General features: G+C 38.4%; 20 protein-coding genes. 5 read left to right on the top strand and 15 right to left on the bottom strand.

Annotated features, from left to right (window positions below; all coding sequences use genetic code 11):
- Positions 1 to 153: 153 nt before the first annotated feature.
- From opp4A to RCP16_RS05905, 7 genes are all read right to left on the bottom strand, one after another.
- Positions 154 to 1950: an oligopeptide ABC transporter substrate-binding protein gene (opp4A, locus tag RCP16_RS05935; protein ID WP_069326012.1), complete on the bottom strand. Its 1797-nt coding sequence runs from the start codon at positions 1948 to 1950 to the stop codon at positions 154 to 156.
- A gap of 37 nt (positions 1951 to 1987) precedes the next feature.
- A complete protein-coding gene (locus RCP16_RS05930; RefSeq protein WP_137221511.1) occupies positions 1988 to 2893 on the bottom strand; it encodes an ABC transporter permease in 906 nt (301 codons plus the stop codon).
- 61 nt (positions 2894 to 2954) lie between these two features.
- Positions 2955 to 3923: an oligopeptide ABC transporter permease gene (gene opp4B, locus RCP16_RS05925; protein ID WP_069326013.1), complete on the bottom strand. Its 969-nt coding sequence runs from the start codon at positions 3921 to 3923 to the stop codon at positions 2955 to 2957.
- Between the two features lie 15 nt (positions 3924 to 3938).
- Positions 3939 to 4865: an ABC transporter ATP-binding protein gene (locus tag RCP16_RS05920; protein ID WP_069326014.1), complete on the bottom strand. Its 927-nt coding sequence runs from the start codon at positions 4863 to 4865 to the stop codon at positions 3939 to 3941.
- Entirely contained in the window at positions 4843 to 5883 is a 1041-nt protein-coding gene (locus RCP16_RS05915; RefSeq protein WP_069326015.1) for an ABC transporter ATP-binding protein, read from the bottom strand. Before RCP16_RS05915 ends, RCP16_RS05920 begins: the two co-directional genes overlap by 23 nt.
- Positions 5884 to 6075: 192 nt before the next feature.
- Positions 6076 to 7050 (bottom strand): aromatic acid exporter family protein, encoded by a 975-nt coding sequence (locus tag RCP16_RS05910; RefSeq protein ID WP_069326016.1) that lies wholly within the window; start codon positions 7048 to 7050, stop codon positions 6076 to 6078.
- A 198-nt stretch (positions 7051 to 7248) separates the two neighbouring features.
- Positions 7249 to 8778, bottom strand: a complete 1530-nt coding sequence (locus tag RCP16_RS05905) for a carboxypeptidase M32 (RefSeq protein WP_308641876.1) — start codon at positions 8776 to 8778, stop codon at positions 7249 to 7251.
- Between the two features lie 246 nt (positions 8779 to 9024).
- On the opposite strand from RCP16_RS05905, the gene RCP16_RS05900 reads away from it, so the two are divergent.
- The 5 genes from RCP16_RS05900 (at position 9025) to RCP16_RS05880 (ending at position 11693) form a co-directional block, all read left to right on the top strand.
- Positions 9025 to 9363, top strand: a complete 339-nt coding sequence (locus tag RCP16_RS05900) for an iron-sulfur cluster biosynthesis family protein (RefSeq protein ID WP_137221509.1) — start codon at positions 9025 to 9027, stop codon at positions 9361 to 9363.
- A gap of 41 nt (positions 9364 to 9404) precedes the next feature.
- The gene (locus tag RCP16_RS05895; RefSeq protein ID WP_069326019.1) at positions 9405 to 9989 is read left to right on the top strand and encodes a beta-class carbonic anhydrase; all 585 of its coding nucleotides are present in this window, start codon (positions 9405 to 9407) and stop codon (positions 9987 to 9989) included.
- 278 nt (positions 9990 to 10267) lie between these two features.
- Positions 10268 to 10831: a PadR family transcriptional regulator gene (locus tag RCP16_RS05890; protein ID WP_069326020.1), complete on the top strand. Its 564-nt coding sequence runs from the start codon at positions 10268 to 10270 to the stop codon at positions 10829 to 10831.
- Between the two features lie 131 nt (positions 10832 to 10962).
- A complete protein-coding gene (locus RCP16_RS05885) occupies positions 10963 to 11397 on the top strand; it encodes a hypothetical protein (RefSeq protein ID WP_069326021.1) in 435 nt (144 codons plus the stop codon).
- Positions 11398 to 11402: 5 nt separating this feature from the next.
- Positions 11403 to 11693, top strand: coding sequence for a YxcD family protein (locus RCP16_RS05880; RefSeq protein ID WP_069326047.1), 291 nt, complete (start codon positions 11403 to 11405; stop codon positions 11691 to 11693).
- A gap of 60 nt (positions 11694 to 11753) precedes the next feature.
- Here the strand turns inward: RCP16_RS05880 and RCP16_RS05875 are convergent, their stop codons facing one another.
- The 8 genes from RCP16_RS05875 to RCP16_RS05840 all read right to left on the bottom strand — a co-directional run bounded on the left by RCP16_RS05875 (position 11754) and on the right by RCP16_RS05840 (position 22120).
- The gene (locus RCP16_RS05875) at positions 11754 to 12782 is read right to left on the bottom strand and encodes a dienelactone hydrolase family protein (protein ID WP_308641875.1); all 1029 of its coding nucleotides are present in this window, start codon (positions 12780 to 12782) and stop codon (positions 11754 to 11756) included.
- 132 nt (positions 12783 to 12914) lie between these two features.
- Complete coding sequence (locus RCP16_RS05870; RefSeq protein ID WP_308641874.1) at positions 12915 to 14972, bottom strand: HD domain-containing phosphohydrolase; 2058 nt, start codon at positions 14970 to 14972, stop codon at positions 12915 to 12917.
- Positions 14972 to 15283 carry an STAS domain-containing protein gene (locus RCP16_RS05865; RefSeq protein ID WP_069326024.1) on the bottom strand — a complete coding sequence of 104 codons (312 nt, stop codon included), beginning with the start codon at positions 15281 to 15283 and terminating at the stop codon, positions 14972 to 14974. Before RCP16_RS05865 ends, RCP16_RS05870 begins: the two co-directional genes overlap by 1 nt.
- A 14-nt stretch (positions 15284 to 15297) precedes the next feature.
- A complete protein-coding gene (locus RCP16_RS05860) occupies positions 15298 to 17352 on the bottom strand; it encodes a FapA family protein (RefSeq protein ID WP_308641873.1) in 2055 nt (684 codons plus the stop codon).
- A gap of 25 nt (positions 17353 to 17377) precedes the next feature.
- The gene (locus RCP16_RS05855) at positions 17378 to 18508 is read right to left on the bottom strand and encodes a PP2C family protein-serine/threonine phosphatase (protein WP_308641872.1); all 1131 of its coding nucleotides are present in this window, start codon (positions 18506 to 18508) and stop codon (positions 17378 to 17380) included.
- A 195-nt stretch (positions 18509 to 18703) separates the two neighbouring features.
- Positions 18704 to 19231, bottom strand: a complete 528-nt coding sequence (locus tag RCP16_RS05850; RefSeq protein ID WP_161594209.1) for an RDD family protein — start codon at positions 19229 to 19231, stop codon at positions 18704 to 18706.
- Between the two features lie 31 nt (positions 19232 to 19262).
- Positions 19263 to 19853, bottom strand: a complete 591-nt coding sequence (locus RCP16_RS05845) for an RDD family protein (protein WP_308641871.1) — start codon at positions 19851 to 19853, stop codon at positions 19263 to 19265.
- Positions 19854 to 20029: 176 nt separating this feature from the next.
- Positions 20030 to 22120 (bottom strand): thioredoxin domain-containing protein, encoded by a 2091-nt coding sequence (locus RCP16_RS05840; RefSeq protein WP_308641870.1) that lies wholly within the window; start codon positions 22118 to 22120, stop codon positions 20030 to 20032.
- Positions 22121 to 22336 lie beyond the last annotated feature (216 nt).

Below are 22336 nucleotides of genomic sequence, written 5' to 3'. Positions count from 1 at the left end.
CTTGTTGTCATATGCAATCCCTTTTCGAAATGCAAATACGTGTTCGTCTCTTTATTATAACGAAAGAGCTTAAAAAGTGCTATGGATCAAAAAAGAAGTGCGAACCCCAAGTTAACGGTTCGCACTTCTTTTATTCTACTTTACAGTCATTTCTTATTGTTGTACTTCAGGTTTATCCGAAGTCAATTCAATTTCAGCTAGTGAATCATAGCTACCACCATAAGAAATATCATAATTTTTAATACGTTTGTTTACAGCTTGAACTTCATAACGGTAAAGACTTGGAATGACAGGTGCTTGGTCAATCATCAACTGCTGCCATTGATTGTAAATATCTTTACGATACGCCATATCAAATGATTTAGCAGATGCACCTTCTGTTAATAACTTGTCATTCTCTGCACTTACGAAGCGAGAGTAGTTAAATGAAGCTTTACTACCATACAATCCAGCAGGGTTAATATCTGTACCTGTTCCCCATGCTGCGCCATACACATCGATGTCTGGATCATCTTTTTCAATACGATCGTAGAAAGAGTTAAATTCTTGTAGACGGCCATCTAGCAATTGAACATTCAGACCTACATCTTTCCAATTTTGCAAATAGAACTGAGCACGAGCTTCTGAGATAGTGTCTCCACTCATAGCTGCATAGTTAATTGTTAATTTGTTACCTTTAGGATCTTCACGCAATCCGTCGCCATCTTTATCTACATAACCTGCTTGATCCAGCAATTGTTTTGCTTTCTCAGGATCATAGTTATATCCTTTGATGCTATCATCATGATATTGTGCAAATGCAGGAATAATCAATGAAGTAGCAGGTGTACGAAGTCCGTGATACAACTGTGTACCTACTTGTTCGTTATTCAAAGCATAACCCATCGCTTGACGCAATTCTTTATTCGCCATCTTAGCATCTGGATTCATAATGCTTTCGCCTTTAGCTTTATCAAATTTACCTAGTTTGAAACCAATATAATCATAAGACAATTCTTGTCTACCTAAGAATTCAACATTCGTCGGAACATTTTTACCATCATACAAACTGTTTGGGAATGAAGCTAAATCAATATCGCCTTTTTTCAACGATTCAATTACTACATTAGGATTCACTACTTTTAGATTAACACCGGCTAATTTAGGTGCACCGTGGAAGTAATCTTTATTTGCTTCAAATTGTACAGACTCACCTGTAACCATCGCTTTGATTTTGTACGGGCCATAACCGATAGGGTTTTTACGTACAGGATCAGAAGAAGACATATCTGCTACAGGAATATCTCCAAATACTTTTTTCTCTAAAGGATAAGACCATAAACCTGATTTTACAGAAGGATCTGCTTCTTTAAAGTCAATTTGTACTTCTTTATCATTTACGATTTTGATACCTGAGATTGTTTTTGCTTTACCTGCATGGTAATCTTCCATACCAACAATATTCATAAAGCTAGTATCATAACGTACACCATCATAGTCTTTGTTACCAATCACTTCAAAAGCAAAAGCATAATCTTCTGCTGTTACAGGATTGCCATCAGACCAGTTTAATTTGTCATCAATTTTGACATTAACTGTTTTGTTGTCGTTAGAGAAGCTAATGTTAGCAGCTCCGCCATCTTTTACATCAAAGTTCTCATCAGTAGCAAAGAAAGACGGATAGAAGAATTGAATAACTTCAAAATCCGGGTTACCACTGTAGAAAATAGGATTCAAAATACCTTCAAACGGAGTATCGGAAATCAAACCATAATTCATCGTTCCACCTTCAATTGCAGCAGCTGTGTTTGTTGCTGCTTTTGGAAACTTACCAGACTCTTTAACACTTTCATTGGTTGCTGGTGCATCTTGAGCCGTTGGTGTTGACTTTCCACTTGTACAAGCAGATAACACCAATACAAATGCAATGAACAAAATAGATACGATTTTTTTCTTTGTATTTCCCAACATAAATTTTCCTCCTTTTGATGATCGTACTGTAAATTTATTATCCTAATCGCTGTCTAGCATCTGTCGCACGCTTGAGGGCTTGACCGACAAAGTTAATCGCTAGAATAAGAACCAAAATCAGCAGCGATGCTGGTAACCACATCCACCAATAGTTTTGCAAAATATCAGGGTCTGTTGCATTACTTACAATCGTCCCTAGACTTGGTGTACTTTGAGGTAATCCAAATCCGAGGAAAGATAGCCCTGTCTCAATCCCGATATTACCAGCAAGATTCAATGTCATATTTACGATAACGATTGAACTCAGGTTAGGAAGTATACCAAAAGCGATAATCTTCCAGTTTGGCGTACCTAATGTTTTGGAGGCTTGTACATAATCCAATTCTCGTTCAGCAAGTACTTTGGCTCGAATCAAACGAGCTTTACCTACCCAGAGAAAGGCAGTCATAATGAAAATAAATGACCATATATTATATTTAGGTACAATAGTTACAAATACGATAACTAACATTAAAAAAGGAAGAACAAGAATAAAATCGATAAAACGCATAATAATATTATCTACGATTCCACCAAAGAAACCTGCGATTAATCCTATGCTTAGACCAATAACAGCAGCAAAAATGGTAATTGCAAACGCAATCGTAATCGAATTACGTGCTCCGATCATCACTTGACCAAAAATATCACTACCTGCTCGATCTGTCCCTAACCAATGATCTGCACTAGGTGGAGCCTTGATGGAGGTCAAATCAACTTTGGTCACAGCTTCTTGATCAATAAAGAATATAGACCCATAAATAACAATCAAAAATAATGCTAAAAAGACTAAGGAAATCATCGCCATTTTATCTTTGATTAATTCTTTACCTAAAATCGACCAACTTGAAGGTGATTTTTGAATCGTTTCTTCAGGTGCAAATGTTTGAGCTCTCATTCCCATTACAGGCTTCCTCCGTTCTTATGTCTGATGGTACGTGCCAGATTGTATAATGTGCTTCAGCTTAGCCAATCCGAATACGTGGATCAACCCAACTTAAAATGATATCCGACAATAATGTACCGATAAGAGCAAGTAAGCCGGAAAGCATAACCAGTATGGTAACTACAGAATAATCACGTTGTGTAATGGATTGTAAAAATAACTGTCCTAGTCCTGGATATCCAAAAATAGATTCAATAAACAGATTACCTGCCAATACGCCTGTTAAGTCATAACCAAGAAAAGCAGCGATAGGAAGTAAAGAGTTACGCAAAATGTGTTTTGAATATACTTTAGACTCAGGAACCCCTTTAGAACGAGCTGTTTTCACAAAATCTTTCAATCTTGTATCAATCACTTCATTACGAAGGTATTGAATCGTTGCTGTTGTACTTACTAATGCCCCTGCTATTGCGGGCAAGATCAAATGATAAAACTTATTCGCATAGTACGAACCGGAGCCTGGATCTATCCCTACATCTACACTACCACTTGTTGGGAACCATCCTAGTTGGAATCCAAACACGAATAGTATTAATAGTGCAAATATAAATAGCGGTGTAGCAAAACTGAGATACGTATAACCTGTAATCGTTTTGTCTAATAATGAATTCTGATAGCGACCACTCAAAATCCCCAGTGGAATCGAAATCAAATACGTTAAGACCAGAATTGCAACACCAAGGTAAAAGGTATTCGCCAGACGACTGCCGATTAGATCAGCAACGCCAATTTTATGTACATATGACTTTCCCAGATCCCCTTGTACTAAATTTCCTACCCAACGTCCATATTGCTGCCATGCTGGATCATTCAGACCTAATTTTTCCCGTTGTTCTGCTAAGACTTGTGGACTCACATTCGGATTGGCTTGCATAGCACCCGTTAACGCATCGCCCGGCATTGCTTTAGCTAAGAGGAAGATCAGCACGCTCAGTACGAACAATTGGGGAATCATGATCAGAATGCGGCGAAGCGTAAATTTCCACATAATTTAATTTCCCCCCTATGGTAATGCGACTTGATGTGACGAGCTGATCGACTTCAATGCCAATGGCTTGCCCTCTGGGTCTAAGAGATTATTAAGATCTTGTTGATATGAAGATAAAATATGTTGACGTGCCTGTGTACTCGCTTGGCGCTGACCTGGATCAATATTCGGAATCGCTGAAATCAATCGCTTGGTATACACATGTTGTGGATTTTCATAAATATCTTCTGTATTCCCCTGTTCTACCAGACGACCACGATACATAATCCCGATCTCATCACACATATGACGTACAATCCCTAGATCATGACTGATAAATAAGTAGGTTAGATTAAATTCTTTCTGGATTTCTTTCATAAAGTTAAGCACTTGTGCTTGCACCGATACATCCAGAGCAGATACCGGTTCATCTGCAATAATCAGCTTCGGATTCAACGTCAATGCTCTGGCGATACCGATCCGCTGACGCTGTCCACCTGAAAATTCATGCGGATATTTAAAAGCCGCTTCTGGATTCAAACCTACTTTTTCAAGCAAATCTTGCACACGTCTACGTTCTTCTTCTTTGGTTAAATTTTCAAAATTACGTAGTGGTTCTGCAATAATATCCAGTACACGCTTTCTACCATTTAGCGAAGAATACGGATCTTGAAAAATCATTTGAATATCCCGGCGTAAAGAATGCTGATTTTTGTGAGCAATTTTGGTTAAATCTTGCCCTTCAAAGGTTACATTTCCTTCTGTTATTTTATTGAGTCCGATAATTGCGCGTCCTGTTGTTGTTTTGCCACATCCGGATTCACCGACAAGCCCGTAAGTTTTACCTGCTTCGATCTGAATCGATAAGCCATCTACTGCTTTGACATGACTGACAACACGCTGGAAAAAGCCACCACGAATCGGATAATGTACTTTTAGGTTATTGAGTTCCAGCAATGCCATTCAATACAATCTCCTTTCCATCTCCCACTTCATCTTCAAAATGAAAATTCTGATAGCATGTACAACGCACCCAATGTTGCGGAGCCACTTCATTCAGCTCAGGATGCTCTGCATGATGCGTCTGTGGAATCCAAGGAATACGTTCTGAGAAGCGACAGGAACCGCGAGGGATATTCTGTAATGAAGGTACACGACCTTCAATCACATGTAAGCTCTCCTGCCCTACATTTGCTCCTGGCATTGAAGCCAATAGTGAGCGGGTATACGGATGTTTGGGATTGTTGAATAACTCGTTTACATCAGCAATTTCTACAATTTCGCCTGCATACATCACAACGACACGGTCTGCCATTTCAGCCACAACACCAAGATCATGCGTGATAAGAACAATACCGGCGTCATTTTCAGCTTGCAATTGCTTCAGTAAGTCCAAAATTTGAGATTGAATCGTTACATCTAGAGCTGTTGTTGGTTCATCAGCGATAATTAATGAAGGGCGACATGCAATGGCAATCGCTATCATAATCCGCTGTCTCATCCCACCAGATAACTCATGTGGATATTGGGCATACACCCTTTTTGGATCAACAATATTTACATTTTCCAATAATTCGATAACACGCTTTGTTTTTTCTTTTCGAGATAGCGACGTATGATAATCGAGATTTTCCTCGATTTGTTTGCCGATCGTCATCAAAGGATTCAACGCTGTTAATGGGTCCTGAAAAATCATTCCAATTTCGGAACCACGAATTTTGTTCATCTGTCCAGGTGACAATGTGTTCAAATCCTGCCCTTTAAAAAGCAGTTCACCTTCAATACGTGTGTTTTTGCTATCATGAAGTCGTGTCAGAGAAAGTGCCAAGGCACTTTTACCGCAACCCGATTCACCTACAATAGCCAAAACTTCGTTTTTGTTGATCGTTAAGTTCAGTTGATCGACAGCAGGGTAATACTCGTCTTTGATACGAAAAGCTACTGTCAGGTCTCTGATTTCCAATACCGATTCTGTGTTCAAATTTGGATTGCCTCCTCGCCTTCAATCTTTAACGCAATGTAAACATTTCTTATTAATTGTTATCATTTTATATTTATAATCTTCCAAAGGTCAATAAAATTTAACTTTTTTCCAAATTGGTGAAAAGAATTTAGCATAAAAGCTATCATAACGTGTGACGATATAGATAGCTTCTATGATTAAACTTATATTCTATTTTACCTTATTATCCATACCTAGCAAGGGGTTACGCAATTTATCACGTTTGGATATTTTTAGGTACTGACCCAATTCTCTGCATAATTGCAAGATAGCGGAACGCATTTCAAATTCTTCGCGTGTTGTCGGTAAATCCATATTTCGAAATTCTTCTTCCAATGCTAAAAGCAAATGTTCGGTTTTTCCAGTATAATACGGCGTTTTGACATCTCTGGATAATTGTTCGAACATTTCAGCAGCGGCATCGGCTTGAGGCATTTTACGATACACTTGAGCTACCAATTGCATCATATTCTGAATCGAATCCAAATGCTGTTTTCGCATATAAAAATAGACCGTCCATGACTCATCGGTATGCAACATCTGATTTTCCAATTCACGCTTCGATTCGGTCAGTCCTTGCTCTACTTTGGTATAGGCTTCGATCACTTCTTTTCCGTCCCAAGCAAAAGAAGGACTGCGAAGCGTTTTGGCGATCTGCTCACACATTTGAGACAATAGCTCATTAACTTCACTACGAATTGCATCTAAGCGCTGATGAGGATTAGGCATATAGATCAGATTGACAATAGCCGCTGATCCTAGACCGATCAATAACAGTTCAATTTCTACTAACATCGTATGTGCTGTTAACGTCGCTCCATTAAAAATATGCACGACTACCACAGAACTGGTAACAATACCTGCACTAAACCCAGCCCGTGTAATCAAAGGAAACGCCACTAAAATATATAAGGCAAATACCCAGTGATGAAATCCAAATAATGAAAATAAAACAAAAGCACAAATCATTCCGATCAACGAAGCAAAAAATCGCGCTGAAATCGTTTTGAGACTTCGTTTACGTGTAACATCGACTCCCAGTATAGCTAATAACGCCGCCGACATTGCACTTGGAACTCCTAAAGTGCTGGCTGCAACTACTGCTAATAATGCCGCAATAGCCGTTTTGATCACGCGAAAACCCATGCGTCTTTCTCTCCCTACTCCACTTCTTTTTCTCTATCTGTATTTTGTAATCTCATTTACTCTTTTGAGTATAGCTTTTATCCTACTTGATTTACCGGTATTCGACAATATCATATTCGTCTGTTATTAGATAAAAAAATAGCAAACAAAAAGCTTTCATCGGCTTAGACTACTCGCAGATGAAAGCTTCTTGCTATATTAATTTGAAGTTTGCAAATGATAAATCTCGTTATATTTTTCTTCCAAATAGTCGGCAAGATAATCCGGGTTCAAGTCTTCACCTGTAATCTGCTGAATCAATTCGGAAGGAGTACGGCTTTTGCCATATTTATAAATTTTATCTGTTAACCATTCTTTGATCGGCAATAGATTACCTTCAGCAATCCACTTTTCAAAGTCAGGCAGTTCTTTGCGCATGGTATGCGTCATTTGCGCTGCATACATATTACCGAGAGAATAGGAAGCGAAATATCCAAAGTCTCCACCTGACCAGTGTACATCTTGCAATACGCCTAATGCATCATTAGGTGGTGTAATACCGAGATACTCCTGATATTTACTGTTCCATACTTTAGGCAAATCTTTCACATCTAGACCTTCGTTAAATAACATTTTTTCAATTTCATAACGAATAATGATATGAAGGTTGTATGTTAACTCGTCAGCTTCGATACGAATCAATGTATTTTCTACACGGTTTGCTGCACGATAGAACGTATCAAGTGATACTTCTTTAAGCTGTTCAGGGAACAACTGTTGCAGATCACTATAATAACGATCCCAGAATGAACGACTACGTCCTACTACATTTTCCCAGAAACGGGATTGAGATTCATGAATCCCCATCGATGTTCCTGTTGCTAATGGAGTGCCTGCTAGATCGTGTGAAATGTTTTGCTCGTACAATGCATGTCCGCCTTCATGAAGAGAACTGAAAATCGCACTCATCACATCTTCAGGCATATAATTTGTTGTAATCCGTACATCTCCTGGATTAAGACCTGTAGCAAAAGGATGCACACTTTCGTCTAAGCGTCCTGCATCAAAATCAAAACCCATTTCTTTAAGCAACAAATGACCTATCTTTTCTTGTTGACCAATATCATACTGTTGCTTCAAAAAATCATTGTCGGGTTGATGTGCAGATTGCTTGATTTTTTCCAATAAAGGAACAAGACGTGCTTTCAATCGATCAAATACCACATCTAATTTGGCGACTGTCAAATCAGGCTCATACATATCGAGCAATGTATCATAACGTGTTTCTTTCACACCCCAGTAATCAATAAAATCACGTTTCATTGCTACAATCTCACTAAGTAATGGCTCAAAGCCTTGAAAATCATCATTATGTTTGGCTTCTTCCCATACCGTTTGTGCATGAGTCGTTAAGCTAGAATATTTTTGAATTTTTTCAGGTGGAATCTTCTCATTTAGTTCATACTCTTTACGAACATCTTGTACAATGCGTTTGTCATTGTCTTCTAATTGTTCAAATACATCTGGACGTGACAAGATTTCAATATACCCGCCCATTTCTTTCGATACAGACAGTTTGAAATGTTCTGTTGCTAGTACACCAATCGTATCTGCGCGTAGCTCTGCACCTTTACGTGGAGCTCCTGTACGCAAGTCCCATCCCATCAATGCGAGCGCTTCACCATAACTGCTAATTTTGCGAACCAATTGCCGGAATTGCGTCAACGTATCTTGTACATATTGTTCCATAATAGGGTTCACCTCTCTGCTTACATACACAACACTTGGGCTATGACATGTAATATTGTTATTTTTGTAAAAAGACACCTCTTGATGATACGTTCTTCTAGACGTATAATCAATGGTACACAATTAAATATTATAGACATCATTCATTAGATTGTGCTATACACTTTGATTTATGGGTCTATAAGAATACATTTAACCATTTTTGCTCATATCATAATACCTGTAACTTCTAAGGAGTGAATCGTAATGGTAAAAGTAAATGTAACCCCTCAAGCAGAACAGTATTTAGCACGCAAAATAGGAGATAACAAAGCTGTTATTCGAATTTTCGTAGATAATGAAGATTGCGGATGTACAGGTGGTATCCCGGCACTTCGTTTAATTGATGAGCCTGGCAAACGAGATACCGTTATCGAAAGCAATGTGTTAACACTCACCATGCATCAAAGTGGTGAATCGTATTACGATGATGATGAATTGACATTATCAACCGATGATGCAGGTTCTTCACTCAGACTCAGTAGTGCTTCTCAGTACTATAGTAGAAGTATTCGCGTTCTTGATGGACGCAAAGCATTAGCCTAATTTTTTATTATGAATCCGTAAGATGAGCAGGAGGATAATCAATGAATTCGATTACAACGATTATGCAACACAATCAGGAGTTCGTGACAAGTAAAGAGTATGAAGCGTATCTTTCCAGTCCTTTTCCTGAGAAAAAGTTGGTCATTTTGACGTGCATGGATACCCGTTTGACTGAATTATTGCCTAAAGCAATGAATATTCGTAACGGTGATGCCAAAATTCTAAAAAACGCAGGTGCTATTATTTCACAACCATTTGGTAGTGTAATGCGTAGTATTCTTGTGGCTATTTACGAATTAAAAGCAGAAGAAGTGATCGTAGTTGGTCATCATGGATGTGGTATGGCTTCACTGAACTCAGATCATATGATTGAGAAAATCCATGAACGCGGAATTGCGCCAGAAGTACTGACTACACTCGAAAATTCAGGGATTAAACTTAAAAGATGGCTTCAAGGTTTTGATAACGAAAAAGAAGGCGTTATGCGTAGCGTAGACATTATCAAAAACCATCCTTTACTTCCTGCTAGCGTTCCTGTACACGGCATGATTATTGATCCAGCAACAGGACAATTAGAGCTACTTGTCAATGGTTATGATCAGGTTGAAGTCCCTTCTAACTCTTAATTTTCAACCGATTATTCGCTTCAAAATACAGCATAAAAGGCTGTAGATATATCAGACGTGGAGGTCACTGATCCACGTCTTTTTGCTATTTATTTTTATTGAAATGAGCAAAATATCGCTTCATTTCAAAATTTGAACATTCTTTGTCTATCTTTTTTATATTTCAATAACTTTATATAAAATCGCTATGAGCTTCCTTGCGAAAGCATACAGTTGTAGTGTACACTTTATCTTAAATCGGCCAAATGGCTGTTTTAAAAGATAGGAGAGAATGCCCTATGAACACGCTATCTTATGGTTTACTTGCCTTGCTTGCACGCAATAATTCGTCAGGTTACGACTTGATGCTCAAGATTCAACCGTTTTGGCAAGCAAAACATAGTCAAATTTATCCATTGTTATCACGCATGGAAGAACAACATCTGTTATCCGCAGAATGGATTCAACAAACAGACAAGCCAGACAAAAAGATTTACGCAATTACCCCTCTAGGAGAGCAACGTCTCAAAGAATGGATGCAACTTCCTGCGGGTGAACCTGTTAGTCGTGATGAGTTGGTTCTCAAAGCATTTTGCTTATGGACAACCGATCGCGAAAACGCTATCTCTTTATTTAGTACACGATCTATTTATTACCAAGAACGTATTCATTACTTTGAGCAAGCGATTCACAAAATGCCTGAAGAAGTACGTCAATTCGGTACACGCGATTTTGGATTATACATTTTGCGTCAAAAAGCATTGGCAACAGCTAAAGCGAATTTAGAATGGACAACATGGGTGATCGACATGCTCAAAAATTCCACAACAACAGAAAGCTCCTCACAACCTCAACACCAATGAACAGTTTATACGAAGCCAATGGTTCAAAATAAAGAGAATCAATATTAAAACATTTTGAAACCTAATAATAAGTGCTTCGTATAATAATTATACTGTCATTGAAGACAACTACTAGGAGGATCATGAACACAATGAAAAAAATGCTGATGGTTTTTGTAGCATTCACATTATTCTTCACCTTATTTAGCGGATTTGCTAATGATGCAGATGCAAGACGTGGTGGTGGATTCAAATCTTCACCGAAGTCTTACACAACAACACCTAAAAAATCAACAGATAGCAATAGCAGTACAATGAACAGCACGAACCGTAGTAAAAATACTACAGCCGGTTCAACAGCTAATCGTGGATTTTTCAGCGGTGGTAGCTTTTTCAAAGGATTAATGATTGGTGGTCTTGCCGGTATGTTATTCGGCGGAATGTTCGGTAATATGGGAATGTTCGGAGACTTGTTAGGATTAGTTATCAACTTATTTGCTATTTATATTCTATTTATAGCGGCTCGTGGTATTTACCGTATGATTCGTCAACGTAAAAAATCCGCTGATCCGTACAACAGACGTTAATGCCTATGCGACTCAGTATGGATGAAATCATTAACGCAGTGTGCTTGAATATCGCTGAACGCAAAGGACTCAAACCTACGGATGTAACGGTTCAACTTTCCTGGGAAGAAGACACGGGTTACACCGCAGAAGTGTGGACAGAAGGACGAAGCCAATATTTAGTCGAAAGTAATCTGAACGAAGCGATCTTACGTTATATGTTCAGTGAGTATAATGCACGTGTATTTAAAGAACAGGTAGAATTAGTTATCAACGATGACGAAGAAGAAATTCAAGCGATTATTCGCGATAACTAATCTCTACTCTATTCATTTAATGAAGAATACTTTCCAAAAGCTTGCGATATAGACTATCATTTAGTCGACGATCGCAAGCTTTTTTTGTATCCAATCATACGCATATCGTCCACTAATCTCATGGCTACCTTCAAATAAATCATATGCAAATTGTTCTTCTGCATGATGCTGTAGATAGATCTGTTGTAACTGTGTTATCGCCTGCTCCACACCTTGTAAAGGAAAAATCGGGTCACCCTTTCCCCCTTCTACAAATAAAGGTCGTGGCGCGATCAGACCGATCCATTGAGGCAAGTCGGCATACACTGCCTGACCGGGAATATAATTACAGATACAGTGATGAATATGCAGAATACTGTCCTGATACGTATTGGTGAATCCTGTAAGTACTGTAGCACGTATCCGTTGATCAAGTACCGCTGTCAAATAAGCAATCAATGCTCCTCCTGAAAATCCCATAATCCCAATCCGCTCTGCATCCACTTCTGGCATTTCACTTAGAACATCTACTACTTTCAATAGTTCATGTACTCTAAATCCAGCCAACGTCTTCCCCATTAATAACATTCGACTCGATAAAGAATCACATGAATTAGCAACCTCTGCATTTCTAGCCATATCTTCAGCCAATCGTCTTTCTCCAAAACCAATCACATCAGGAGCTATAGTGATTAGCCCTCGGTTGACCAGTTGTACAGCATAATGTTGATGAATACCCGGTGTATTGAGATCGGTTTCTCCATTTGGCAATAGGCCTACAATCTCACGGCTACCGTAGCCATGACCATGAATAGCAATCACTGCGGGTGCAGGTGTCGTTAGATTTTTGGGAATTAAGACATAAGCAGCAAATGAACTATAAGGAGAAGCGGACAATTCTATCCGCTTACGAATATATGTACCACAATCAATGGTTTCCAAAAGCTTTACTTCATCACTATCATTTGATGAAAATGTACCGATAAGCTGTTGCAATAACGTCCTTCCTTGAGATGGACCCTGTCCTTCTTCTGCAAAAGATAATGAATGTTGTGCCGCAGTATCTGCATATAACTGCTTTAACAGTGTATCTCCCTGCCAGTCGCCCATATTTCTCCTCCTATGCACACGTTATCATTTTGAGTTGTATATGCTCTCTTTTTCCATAATGACCTGATAATGCCTTTATTATATCGCTAGTTTATATAAAAACAAGTTAATGATAGCGATATATATCTATCATTAACCTGCTTCTTCTAACAAAACATCAAACTCTAGCAAAATAGATGTTCCTTTTGAACTGGTATGCACCATAATTCGATCTGCTGAGGTGTACATCAATGCAAAGCCTTTACCTAGTGAACGCTTACTACTATATCCTGAGATCAGTATCATCTTAGGCAACTCATGAATAGGAATGCCTGAACCATGATCTGTAATATAAATTTGTAACACATTAGGCTTACTATACACAGACAATTTGCCGTGTGCAGCATGTTTAATCAGATTGGTAACTCCTTCAGATACAGCGAGCTTAATATGCATCAGTTTTTTCGGTTGATTGATTTTGAGCTCTTCTGGAATATACTCCATCACCAGTGAACGCCCTGAAGATACGTCGCTTTTAGTCATAATATCCATATTAGCTAGTGGACTACCCAGATGTTCTTCAATCTCTTGTTGTTCTAGACAGATATCAATTTTGCTTTTGGAAAGTGTTTCGATCACATCTTTATACGAGCGCATCGTACTTTGATGCAATTGTTCACGGTATTCTAACGCCGGTGTAATATCTGTTAATACAATAGCAACCCAATTATTTTCTGGATAAAAATGAGCTTCAAATGTTTTTTGATTACTCTGGATCACTTCATAGAAATTTTCAGAGACACGTAATGCATGTTCAGCCAGTGGCCCTAATTGATTTTTCAAATGAATGTCTTCCATCTCTTGCAGACTATGATGGTCTTTATATTTAAGCAATACAGTCCCACCAGTGAATCCACTCATTTCTTTGTGTTCATCTACAGATGGAAGTTCTGAATCAATCAGATCGGAACCTTCAAGTAACGGCTTAGTGATCACAAGCTGGCGCAAAGCGATAATAATCTCTAATGTGATCCGTTGTATCAACTTGGGATCTAATACTTTGCCTGAAAGTCGTTGTAATTGGTGTAAGACGTCTACATTATCGGAATGACTACTTAACAAATGTTCCAAATGATTGCAGAGCGCTATAATACGCGATTCATAAGGAATATCCTGACCTTTTAAGCCAGACGGGAATCCTTTGCCATCATAACGTTCATGATGATGAAGTACCCAGGCTGCCGCTTTTTTATCTCCACTAATCGCATAAATAATATTAGAACTTTCAGTAGCGTGAGACTGATACTCTTTTTCTTCTGTTAAAGATAATGCACCACGCTTCGTCAGAATCTCCATCGGTAATAATGATTTACCAATATCATGTAGTGTAGTGTAATTGACTAAATCTGTTCTTCTTTTTTTGGGATACGCCAGTAGTTCCAACATATACTGACAAAGAATCCCTGTGTTCTTACCATGCCCTTCATTACGCTGAGAAATTCTCAATTCGCTTAATCGAATAAACTCTTCTGAAGATTTCATTCGAATCTGTAATTGACGAATAAATCCATGCGATAAAAAAATAATCAGTAGCAAAAACAATAACACATACACCGTTTCGTATACGATATTGCCTAACGAGATATGTCTTAGAAAATGAGGAACGATAATCGTACATAACAATACAGGTACGATCAACTCTTTTAATTTGAGCACCATATCATTAAGAAAAGGTGTGCCGATAATCGTTGTAGAAGCACCTGCTAGTAATAACATATAGACCAGACTAAATACTAGAGCTCCTAGCCCTGCCTGAATATAGGTAGAAAAAGGATTCAAGGCTTCCATCACTTGATACGATAAATAAATACTAATTACACTTTTGCCTAATGCAGAGCAGATTCGAAAAAGATTCATTTGCCGAATATCAAAATTCTTTTTGCGTGTGTAAGATATAATCGTACTGATCGCTATCCCCAAAATAGCAGGATTATACCCAAAAGCAAGCGCAAGAATAAGAAACCCAACCAGACTTCCGCTGTACTCCTCACCGCTTAGTAATCTGACCGGAAACAGATCCAACAAAACGATAAGAAACAGAATCGGCGCAATCGCAAACAATGCAATTAAATGCCATTCGCGGATCATATATACGATACTTGCTACCCCTACAAGGCTGAGCAATATCGTATAACCGTTCTTTTCTTTCATTATCTAAAGATTTCCTTGCCCAGAATCTCATCCAGTTGAAGCAATTCAAAAACTTCCATAACCTCCGGTTGAGTTTGTTCAATATAGACATTACGCCCTAATTCTTGCAACACTTGTACGAGACGAATAATCAGTCCAATCCCAGAAGAATCTACAAAGAATACCTTTTCCAAATTCAATATAATATTCGTATACGGTGCTACAGCCGGTTCGATCTCGTCCTCTAATACATCCCCAGCATCAATATCAATATCACCTTCAAAATAAATTGTAGCTTGTACTTCATCGGTCACGATTTGATATGCAAACATTATTTTTCACTCTCCTACCATACAAATTGGCGATCCTCATTCAAGCGTGCTTTGACATTCAAGGTATCTTCTTTAAAGTGATGCATTTTGGAGCCGATCTGTAAAATCGTTCCACCTAGTAACTTGTCCACATGAATCACTGCGCCTTCTTTGACGGTTAATTTCGTAGAATTACTGCCTATCGTGCCAGCTTCTTGAATATGCATCCCTTTGGCGGCATAATAATCTCCACCACGTAGAAATCCTGTCACTTCAAGTAATCCTGCACAGCGCAATTGTGTGTTGTAACATCCTTTTTTCACTTGGACTGGCCCACCTACAAGAATTTGACTATTCTGAATATAATGAAATTGTGCAAAAATATGATCCAATTGAGGTAAAACAACTCGGTCTAACAAGTAGGCTGTTCGCTTAACAAAACGATCCAAATCCTGTGCTGTTTTAAAATGACTCATCGTTAGATTTAAAAAACCATTTTTGATTTCTTTGATATATTTTTGCCATTCTTCATTAATTAACGCTTTGTGTTCTTCTATAGTACGCATAAACAAAAGTAATTGCTTATGCAACTCTTTAAACCGTCCACGAAATAAAACGTCAAGCAAAGGAGCAAGCCCATGCTGATCAATATCTGTAATTTTAAAAGCTGCTGCGCGGTTCAATTGCTCGATTGCTGTCGTCAAAAATTCCGTTTGTTCCAAAATCACTTGCAAAATAGGTTCTGCTTGACCATAAAAAAGAAACAATTGTCCAACCGCCACTTCGCTTCCGATCACATTAGCAGTGACCATTAATGACTGAGTTGCTATAATTTCTGCCATATTCACATTGCCTTTAATATGAATATTACCATCTGCTTCGACTTTCATCGTATCTTGAACTGTACCACTAATTTCAACATCACCTTGAAAATGAATATTGCCTGTCTGAAGAGCAACATCTCCACGATGCTCAAGCTTCGGAATAATCGCAACCTTTACATGTCTTCCCTGTATAATCACTTCAGGCATTCCGGTACGTGTAGCAAGAATTTCCAATCCATCTTGAGATAGCTGTGTACCATGACCGGTTAACACAATCACACCTGTTACCGGTGGTGCTAGAACAGGTTCTCCAAATACATTGACTCCATTTATGCCAATCACAGGTGGATAGATTAGACCAATCAAATCACCATCATCGACACAAGGAAATTCTTTAATCTCACGATAATCGATTGTTCCATTTTCACGCATTTTGGGCTGTACTTTGCGAGTCTTGGTATCGACTTTAATCTCAAAGTATCCATTCGTACCTGCGATTGCCTGCTCACCTTCTGCAATCAGAAATGTATCATTTACTTCACTCAGGCAAGCTTTTTTGATCTCATCATGGTACAGACCGTAGACTACTTTTTGTTCGATTAATTTTTTGCGTACGGCTATCGGTTCAATCGGTGTATGTTGCTTCTGTTCTTCTGCTTTGAGAACCAATCGCAATGTTGGTGGAGTATCAACAACCTGCCGAATAATGCGATATCCTGCTTCAATTCGTAATTGTACATTCATTGCTTTATCATCAATATGAATGTCCCAGACCGGTTCTACCACTTTATCTTCTACTTCATATCGGACAATATCGCCAGCAGATAATTTTACTGTTTCCCCTGCGAGAATAGGTACTTCGTCAATCCAAAGAGATATCTGCTCAGTTGCACGAATACTAGGTTGATGGTTTCCTTTGGAATGAAAATAGACTTGCCCTGCTTCAATCCATACTTTACCTTCTGTATCATCTATAGAGGGGGTAGTGACTGGATGTTCGATTCTAGAAGGTGGTATATTCACACTGGCTTCAGCTATAGAGATCGGCGGAGAATACTCTGCCATATCCAGCGATTGATCTAGTATTTCTTCTGTTTTGAGTGTTACTTTGACTACAGCTTGCTTGGAATAAAGCCCAAGCATCCCTTTGGCTTCACTTTCCATCACTTCAATATGAACCTGTTGCTTGGTAGCATCTAGCAAAGTTAGAGCTTGCTCCACGGCATCTTGCACTGTTTTCGCTCTAGCAATCACACTACGCTCCATAGTGGGTACCTCCTCCATACCTTTCTCATGTCAATTCAATCGAAATAATGCAGACATCATCTTTACGATGCTGAATCAAACGTTCTAATTTCACTACGAACGCTTCATTTTCCAAATAGTGTAGACTTTGAGCATAGTGTTCTAACTTTTCGATTCCTGCATGGATAGAGACGCCAGGCTTTTCTACTAATCCATCGGTGTATAAGACAATGCGTGCAGGTGTCTCGTACGCCACTGTAGCTGTATCTAATTTCATATCATTTTGAATACCGATTGGGACGGTTGTGCCTGTTAATTGAGTAGGAAATTGATCTTTCAAAAATAATAAACCTGGTGGATGTCCTGCATTAAAATACTCAATTTGCTTTAACTCTAAGTCGATAAATAGATAAATCGCTGTAAAGTAAGCAGCACGGCGATTTTTACCAAATAGCGCTCTCATCTTTTTGTTCAATTCCTGACAGACCAGTTGAGGCTCTTTCACTACACCTACAATGCCATCAAGCAAGGAACGAATGGACATACTGATCAGTGCAGCCGATATTCCGTGACCAGATACATCAATGAGCAGTACACCACAATGCTGTGGATCGAACATTTTCCAGTACAACATATCACCGGATACTTCGGTCGATTGTAGATAGCTACTGTGCACTCGAATAGTAGGTTCATTAATTGGTGGACTGAGGACGCTACGTTGTAAATGTTTAGCCAATTGCAGTTCTTTTTGCACTTTTTCTTCTCGAATTTTGCGTGAATCCATTTCTTTTTTAAGTCGAATAGCGGATTGAACTCGTGCCAGTAGTTCATAATCAGGTCCACCTTTTTCAATAAAATCCATACCGCCTGCATTAAAAGCTTCTTTGAAATGAATCCGATCTGCGGTGAGGAAAATAATAGGCAAATCCTGATAAACGATACAACTCTTAATAATCCGACAGGCTTCAATTCCGTCGATTCCAGGCATTACAATATCCAATAAAATTAAATCAATCGCCGCTGCTTTACGAGGAGATACTTGGTCGTGAATACTAAGAATATCGAATGCTTCTTGAGCCGAAGAAGCCGTCTGTATATGCTTGTACCCTGCTGTATCGAGTACATTTTGCAAAAAGACAAGATTAAGTCTGGAGTCATCTACAATCAATATACTCATGATACTTCTCCTTCAGAGTAGTTTATATCTTTATTTTCGTCAGTTTCTTCCATTTATGTGATAGTTAACGATTACAATTATATTGAGTAAGCATTTAATTAAGAATTTTGAATAGATTTGAACAAAAAAAGCCTACTTTGCTTGAAGCAAAATAGACTTTCAATAAACCTACAAATGATGATATAAGGCTTACAACTACATATTTTTATCCATATTCAAAGGATATTCGGTCTGTGGTGGTGATTGAAATTGCTGTTCATATAAATAATTATCCAGAGTGCGGTTATTCACAATGTACGTATCTGCAATCATATCATGAATACCTTGCTTATACTTTGTAAATCCAACGATAATATATCCTATGCCTAAAGTGAAATTACATAATATTCTTAAGAAATAACGTGCTACTGCACGTCCGAATCCTATCGGTTGCATAGAACGATTTACTACTTTGATTCTGAGTATCATTTTACCCAAAGTCGCTTGATACTTCGACTTCTCAAATAATCCAAAGTATAACCAGGTTAACAAAACAGATAATAATTGAAAAATAATAGGCAGTAGATCGCCTATAAAGACTTCATTTCTGAATGAATGATCTGTAAGATGGATGATACCCACAATAATGACACTCAAAATAACACTTGAAATTAAATATACAATACTAAGAATAATTGCATCTATACATATAGCTGCAAACCTTTTCCAAAATCCTGCATACAATATAATCGTTTCTCCTCTAGCCCTTTAATTTTTATCTAAATTCGGGTTGATCTTTTTGCAAATAAGAAGACATCTCTGGTTGGTTCCAAGAAGCTGCTTGTTGCTGTTGCTGTTGTTGCATATACATGTATTGTTCCCAATCTTTTTTATTTACAACATAGGTGCTAGCGACCATATCATGTAATGCTTGCTTGTATTGTGTCCAACCTGCCATCATATAACCGATGCATAAGATCATATACGATAAATTTTTAGCCCAAAAGCGTCCTGTTGCTCGACCAAAACGAATCGGTTGGAAATAACGATCTACTACTATGATACCTAGAGCCATTTTACCTGGTGTGGCATGGTATTTCGATTTTTCAAATAAACTAAAATATAACCACGGTACGACTAATTCGGCAATAACATATAAAATGTAAAATACAATCAAAAAAGTAATATCGCCTGTCGTGTATTCATTTTCATTCTTCATCCATGTTCCGTTCACAAATCCGATGATCGTAGGAATTCCCAGCAAAATCAATAACACAAATCCGACAATAAATCCATCGATCAACGTCGCTGCTGTTCTTTTCCAAAATCCTGCGTAGCCGTGAGAACTGGTTCCTGCTTCATTCATTTCATCTAACTCCTATTCTGCTATGTATACATTTCTACCAACTTTGTTATTTTATACGATATAGTTGTAAATTACTAGATAATCACCTATACAAAAGAAAACCTACTCCACATGTGAATGTAGAATAGGCTCTCATATAATTGAAAATCTTATCTGCTAGATTACAAGTTGTTTAACTATTTTAGATGCACAGGGCGATGAACAGACTCACGCAGTGCTTCTACTGTCGTTAATGGCTCATGACAGACAAAACCTTCACAGATATAAGCGGTTGCCTGACTTTGTTGCATACCTTTGTCTTGCAAATGAGGAAGCAACTCTCTAATGGCTTCACCTGATGTACCATCTGCATGAATAATTAGAGAAGCAAATGGTAAATAAGCTTTTTGCACTTCAGCGATCATTTCTTGAAAATGGATATCTTCTACTTTCCCTGCGAGTACAATTTCTTGATTCCCTTGCAACAATTGCAATCCCGCAAGTAGTAACATCGAATACCCTGCTGGATATTGCTCAGCCGTGCCTGTAAATGTAGTCACAATTTGTTCGGCATATTGACGCAGTTCTATATCTTGCGTCACCGCAGCTAATTTGGCTAATGTCCATGCCGCAACAGAATTACCCGATGGCATCGCTCCATCATAAATTTCTTTTGTACGAGTAATCAATGCTTCTCCATCTTGACCTGTGAAATAAAATCCACCCTGCTCTTCATCCCAAAATAGAGCAATCAATTGTTCTTTGAGTGTTATCGCTTGTTGTAGATACTTCGCTAATCCAGTTGCTTCATACAATTCTTGTAAGCCCCAGATCAAATAAGCATAATCATCGACATAAGCACTATAAGCGGCTTCCCCATCACGGTAGCGAGCAAGCAGACGACCATCTTCACGACGCATATGTTCCCAAATAAAATCAGCCGCTTTGACTGCTGCTTGGGCATATTCAGGTTTTTGTAAAGTTTGACTTGCTCTAGCGAGAGCCGCAATCATCATGCCGTTCCATGCGGTTAACACTTTATCATCTTTAGAAGGATGCACGCGTTGCTCACGATAATCAAATAATTTCTGACGGGCTTCTTCCAGATCGGTGCGTAATGCCAGTTCATTGAGATCACGTTGCTCTGCAATTTCTGAGGTAGAGAAAGGAATCAAATTTGGAATATTTTTACCTTCAAAATTACCTTCAGGCGTTATATCATACACGTTACAATATTTATGCATCTCTTCCAGACCTAATACTTCTTCGATCTCATCGCGAGTAAATACATAGAACTTCCCTTCGACCCCTTCGGAGTCCGCATCTTCAGCACTATAAAAAGCTCCTTCAGGTGAAGTCATATCCCGCAATACATAAGTAAAAATAGATTCTGCGATATGTGCATATTTGGTTTCACTGGTCAAACGGTATCCATCCAGATAAGCAATCGCTAATAATGAATTATCGTACAACATTTTTTCAAAATGAGGAACTAACCACTTCTCATCGGTCGAATAACGAGAAAAGCCAAATCCGATATGATCATAGATGCCGCCACTATACATATGATCTAATGTTTTGCGCACCATATGTAACGCTTCTGGTTCTTGATACACATGAGAATAGGCACTGAGAAACATCAAATGATGTGGAGTCGGGAACTTAGGCGCTCCGCCAAATCCACCATAAACTTCATCAAATGAACTCTGAAATGTTTTGTATCCACGATGTACAAGTTCTTCACCAAACTGCCCAGACTTCGTAATCTTCGTCTGCTGGCGATTCATACGTTCTACAATATCATCACCCGATCGAACAATATTTTCACGGTCTTCTGTCCATTTATCACGAACCTGAGACAGCATATCCATCATACCGATTCGACCATATTTAGTCTCTTTCGGAAAATACGTACCCGCATAAAATGGCTTCTGATCCGGGGTTAGCAATACCGTTAAAGGCCATCCACCTTGCCCGGTTAATGCTTGGCAATACGCCATATATAAATTATCAATATCCGGCCGTTCTTCACGATCGACTTTGATCGAAATATAAGATTCGTTAAGTAACTGAGCCACTTCTTCGTTTTCAAAAGATTCTTTTTCCATCACATGACACCAATGGCAGGTAGAATAGCCTACACTGAGAAAAATGGGTTTATTTTCTGATTTAGCTCTGGTAAAAGCTTCTTCTCCCCAAGGGAACCAATTCACAGGGTTATGAGCATGTTGGAGCAAGTAAGGAGATTTTTCTTTAGCTAATCTATTGGATGTATTGCTCGTTGACATAGGACACCACCACTTCTAAATTTGGATTATATACTTGATATTATTTTACCCTAAATAGATGTTAGCAATCGGAAGAAGAGAAAAAAGATCATTCATTTCAATCTCAAATCTTCTATTTTTAAAAGCTTTTTAAGTTTTGATAAGGTTGAACTCATCATCCTCGGGCATACGTACTGATCATATCAGTCTTTATGTAAAACAAAGCAAAACTCTACT

It is taken from the genome of Paenibacillus nuruki (genome assembly GCF_963311185.1).
Lineage (GTDB): Bacteria > Bacillota > Bacilli > Paenibacillales > Paenibacillaceae > Saccharibacillus > Saccharibacillus nuruki.
The sequence above is the reverse complement of the archived record's forward strand: the minus strand, read 5'-3'. Positions and strand labels throughout refer to the sequence as shown.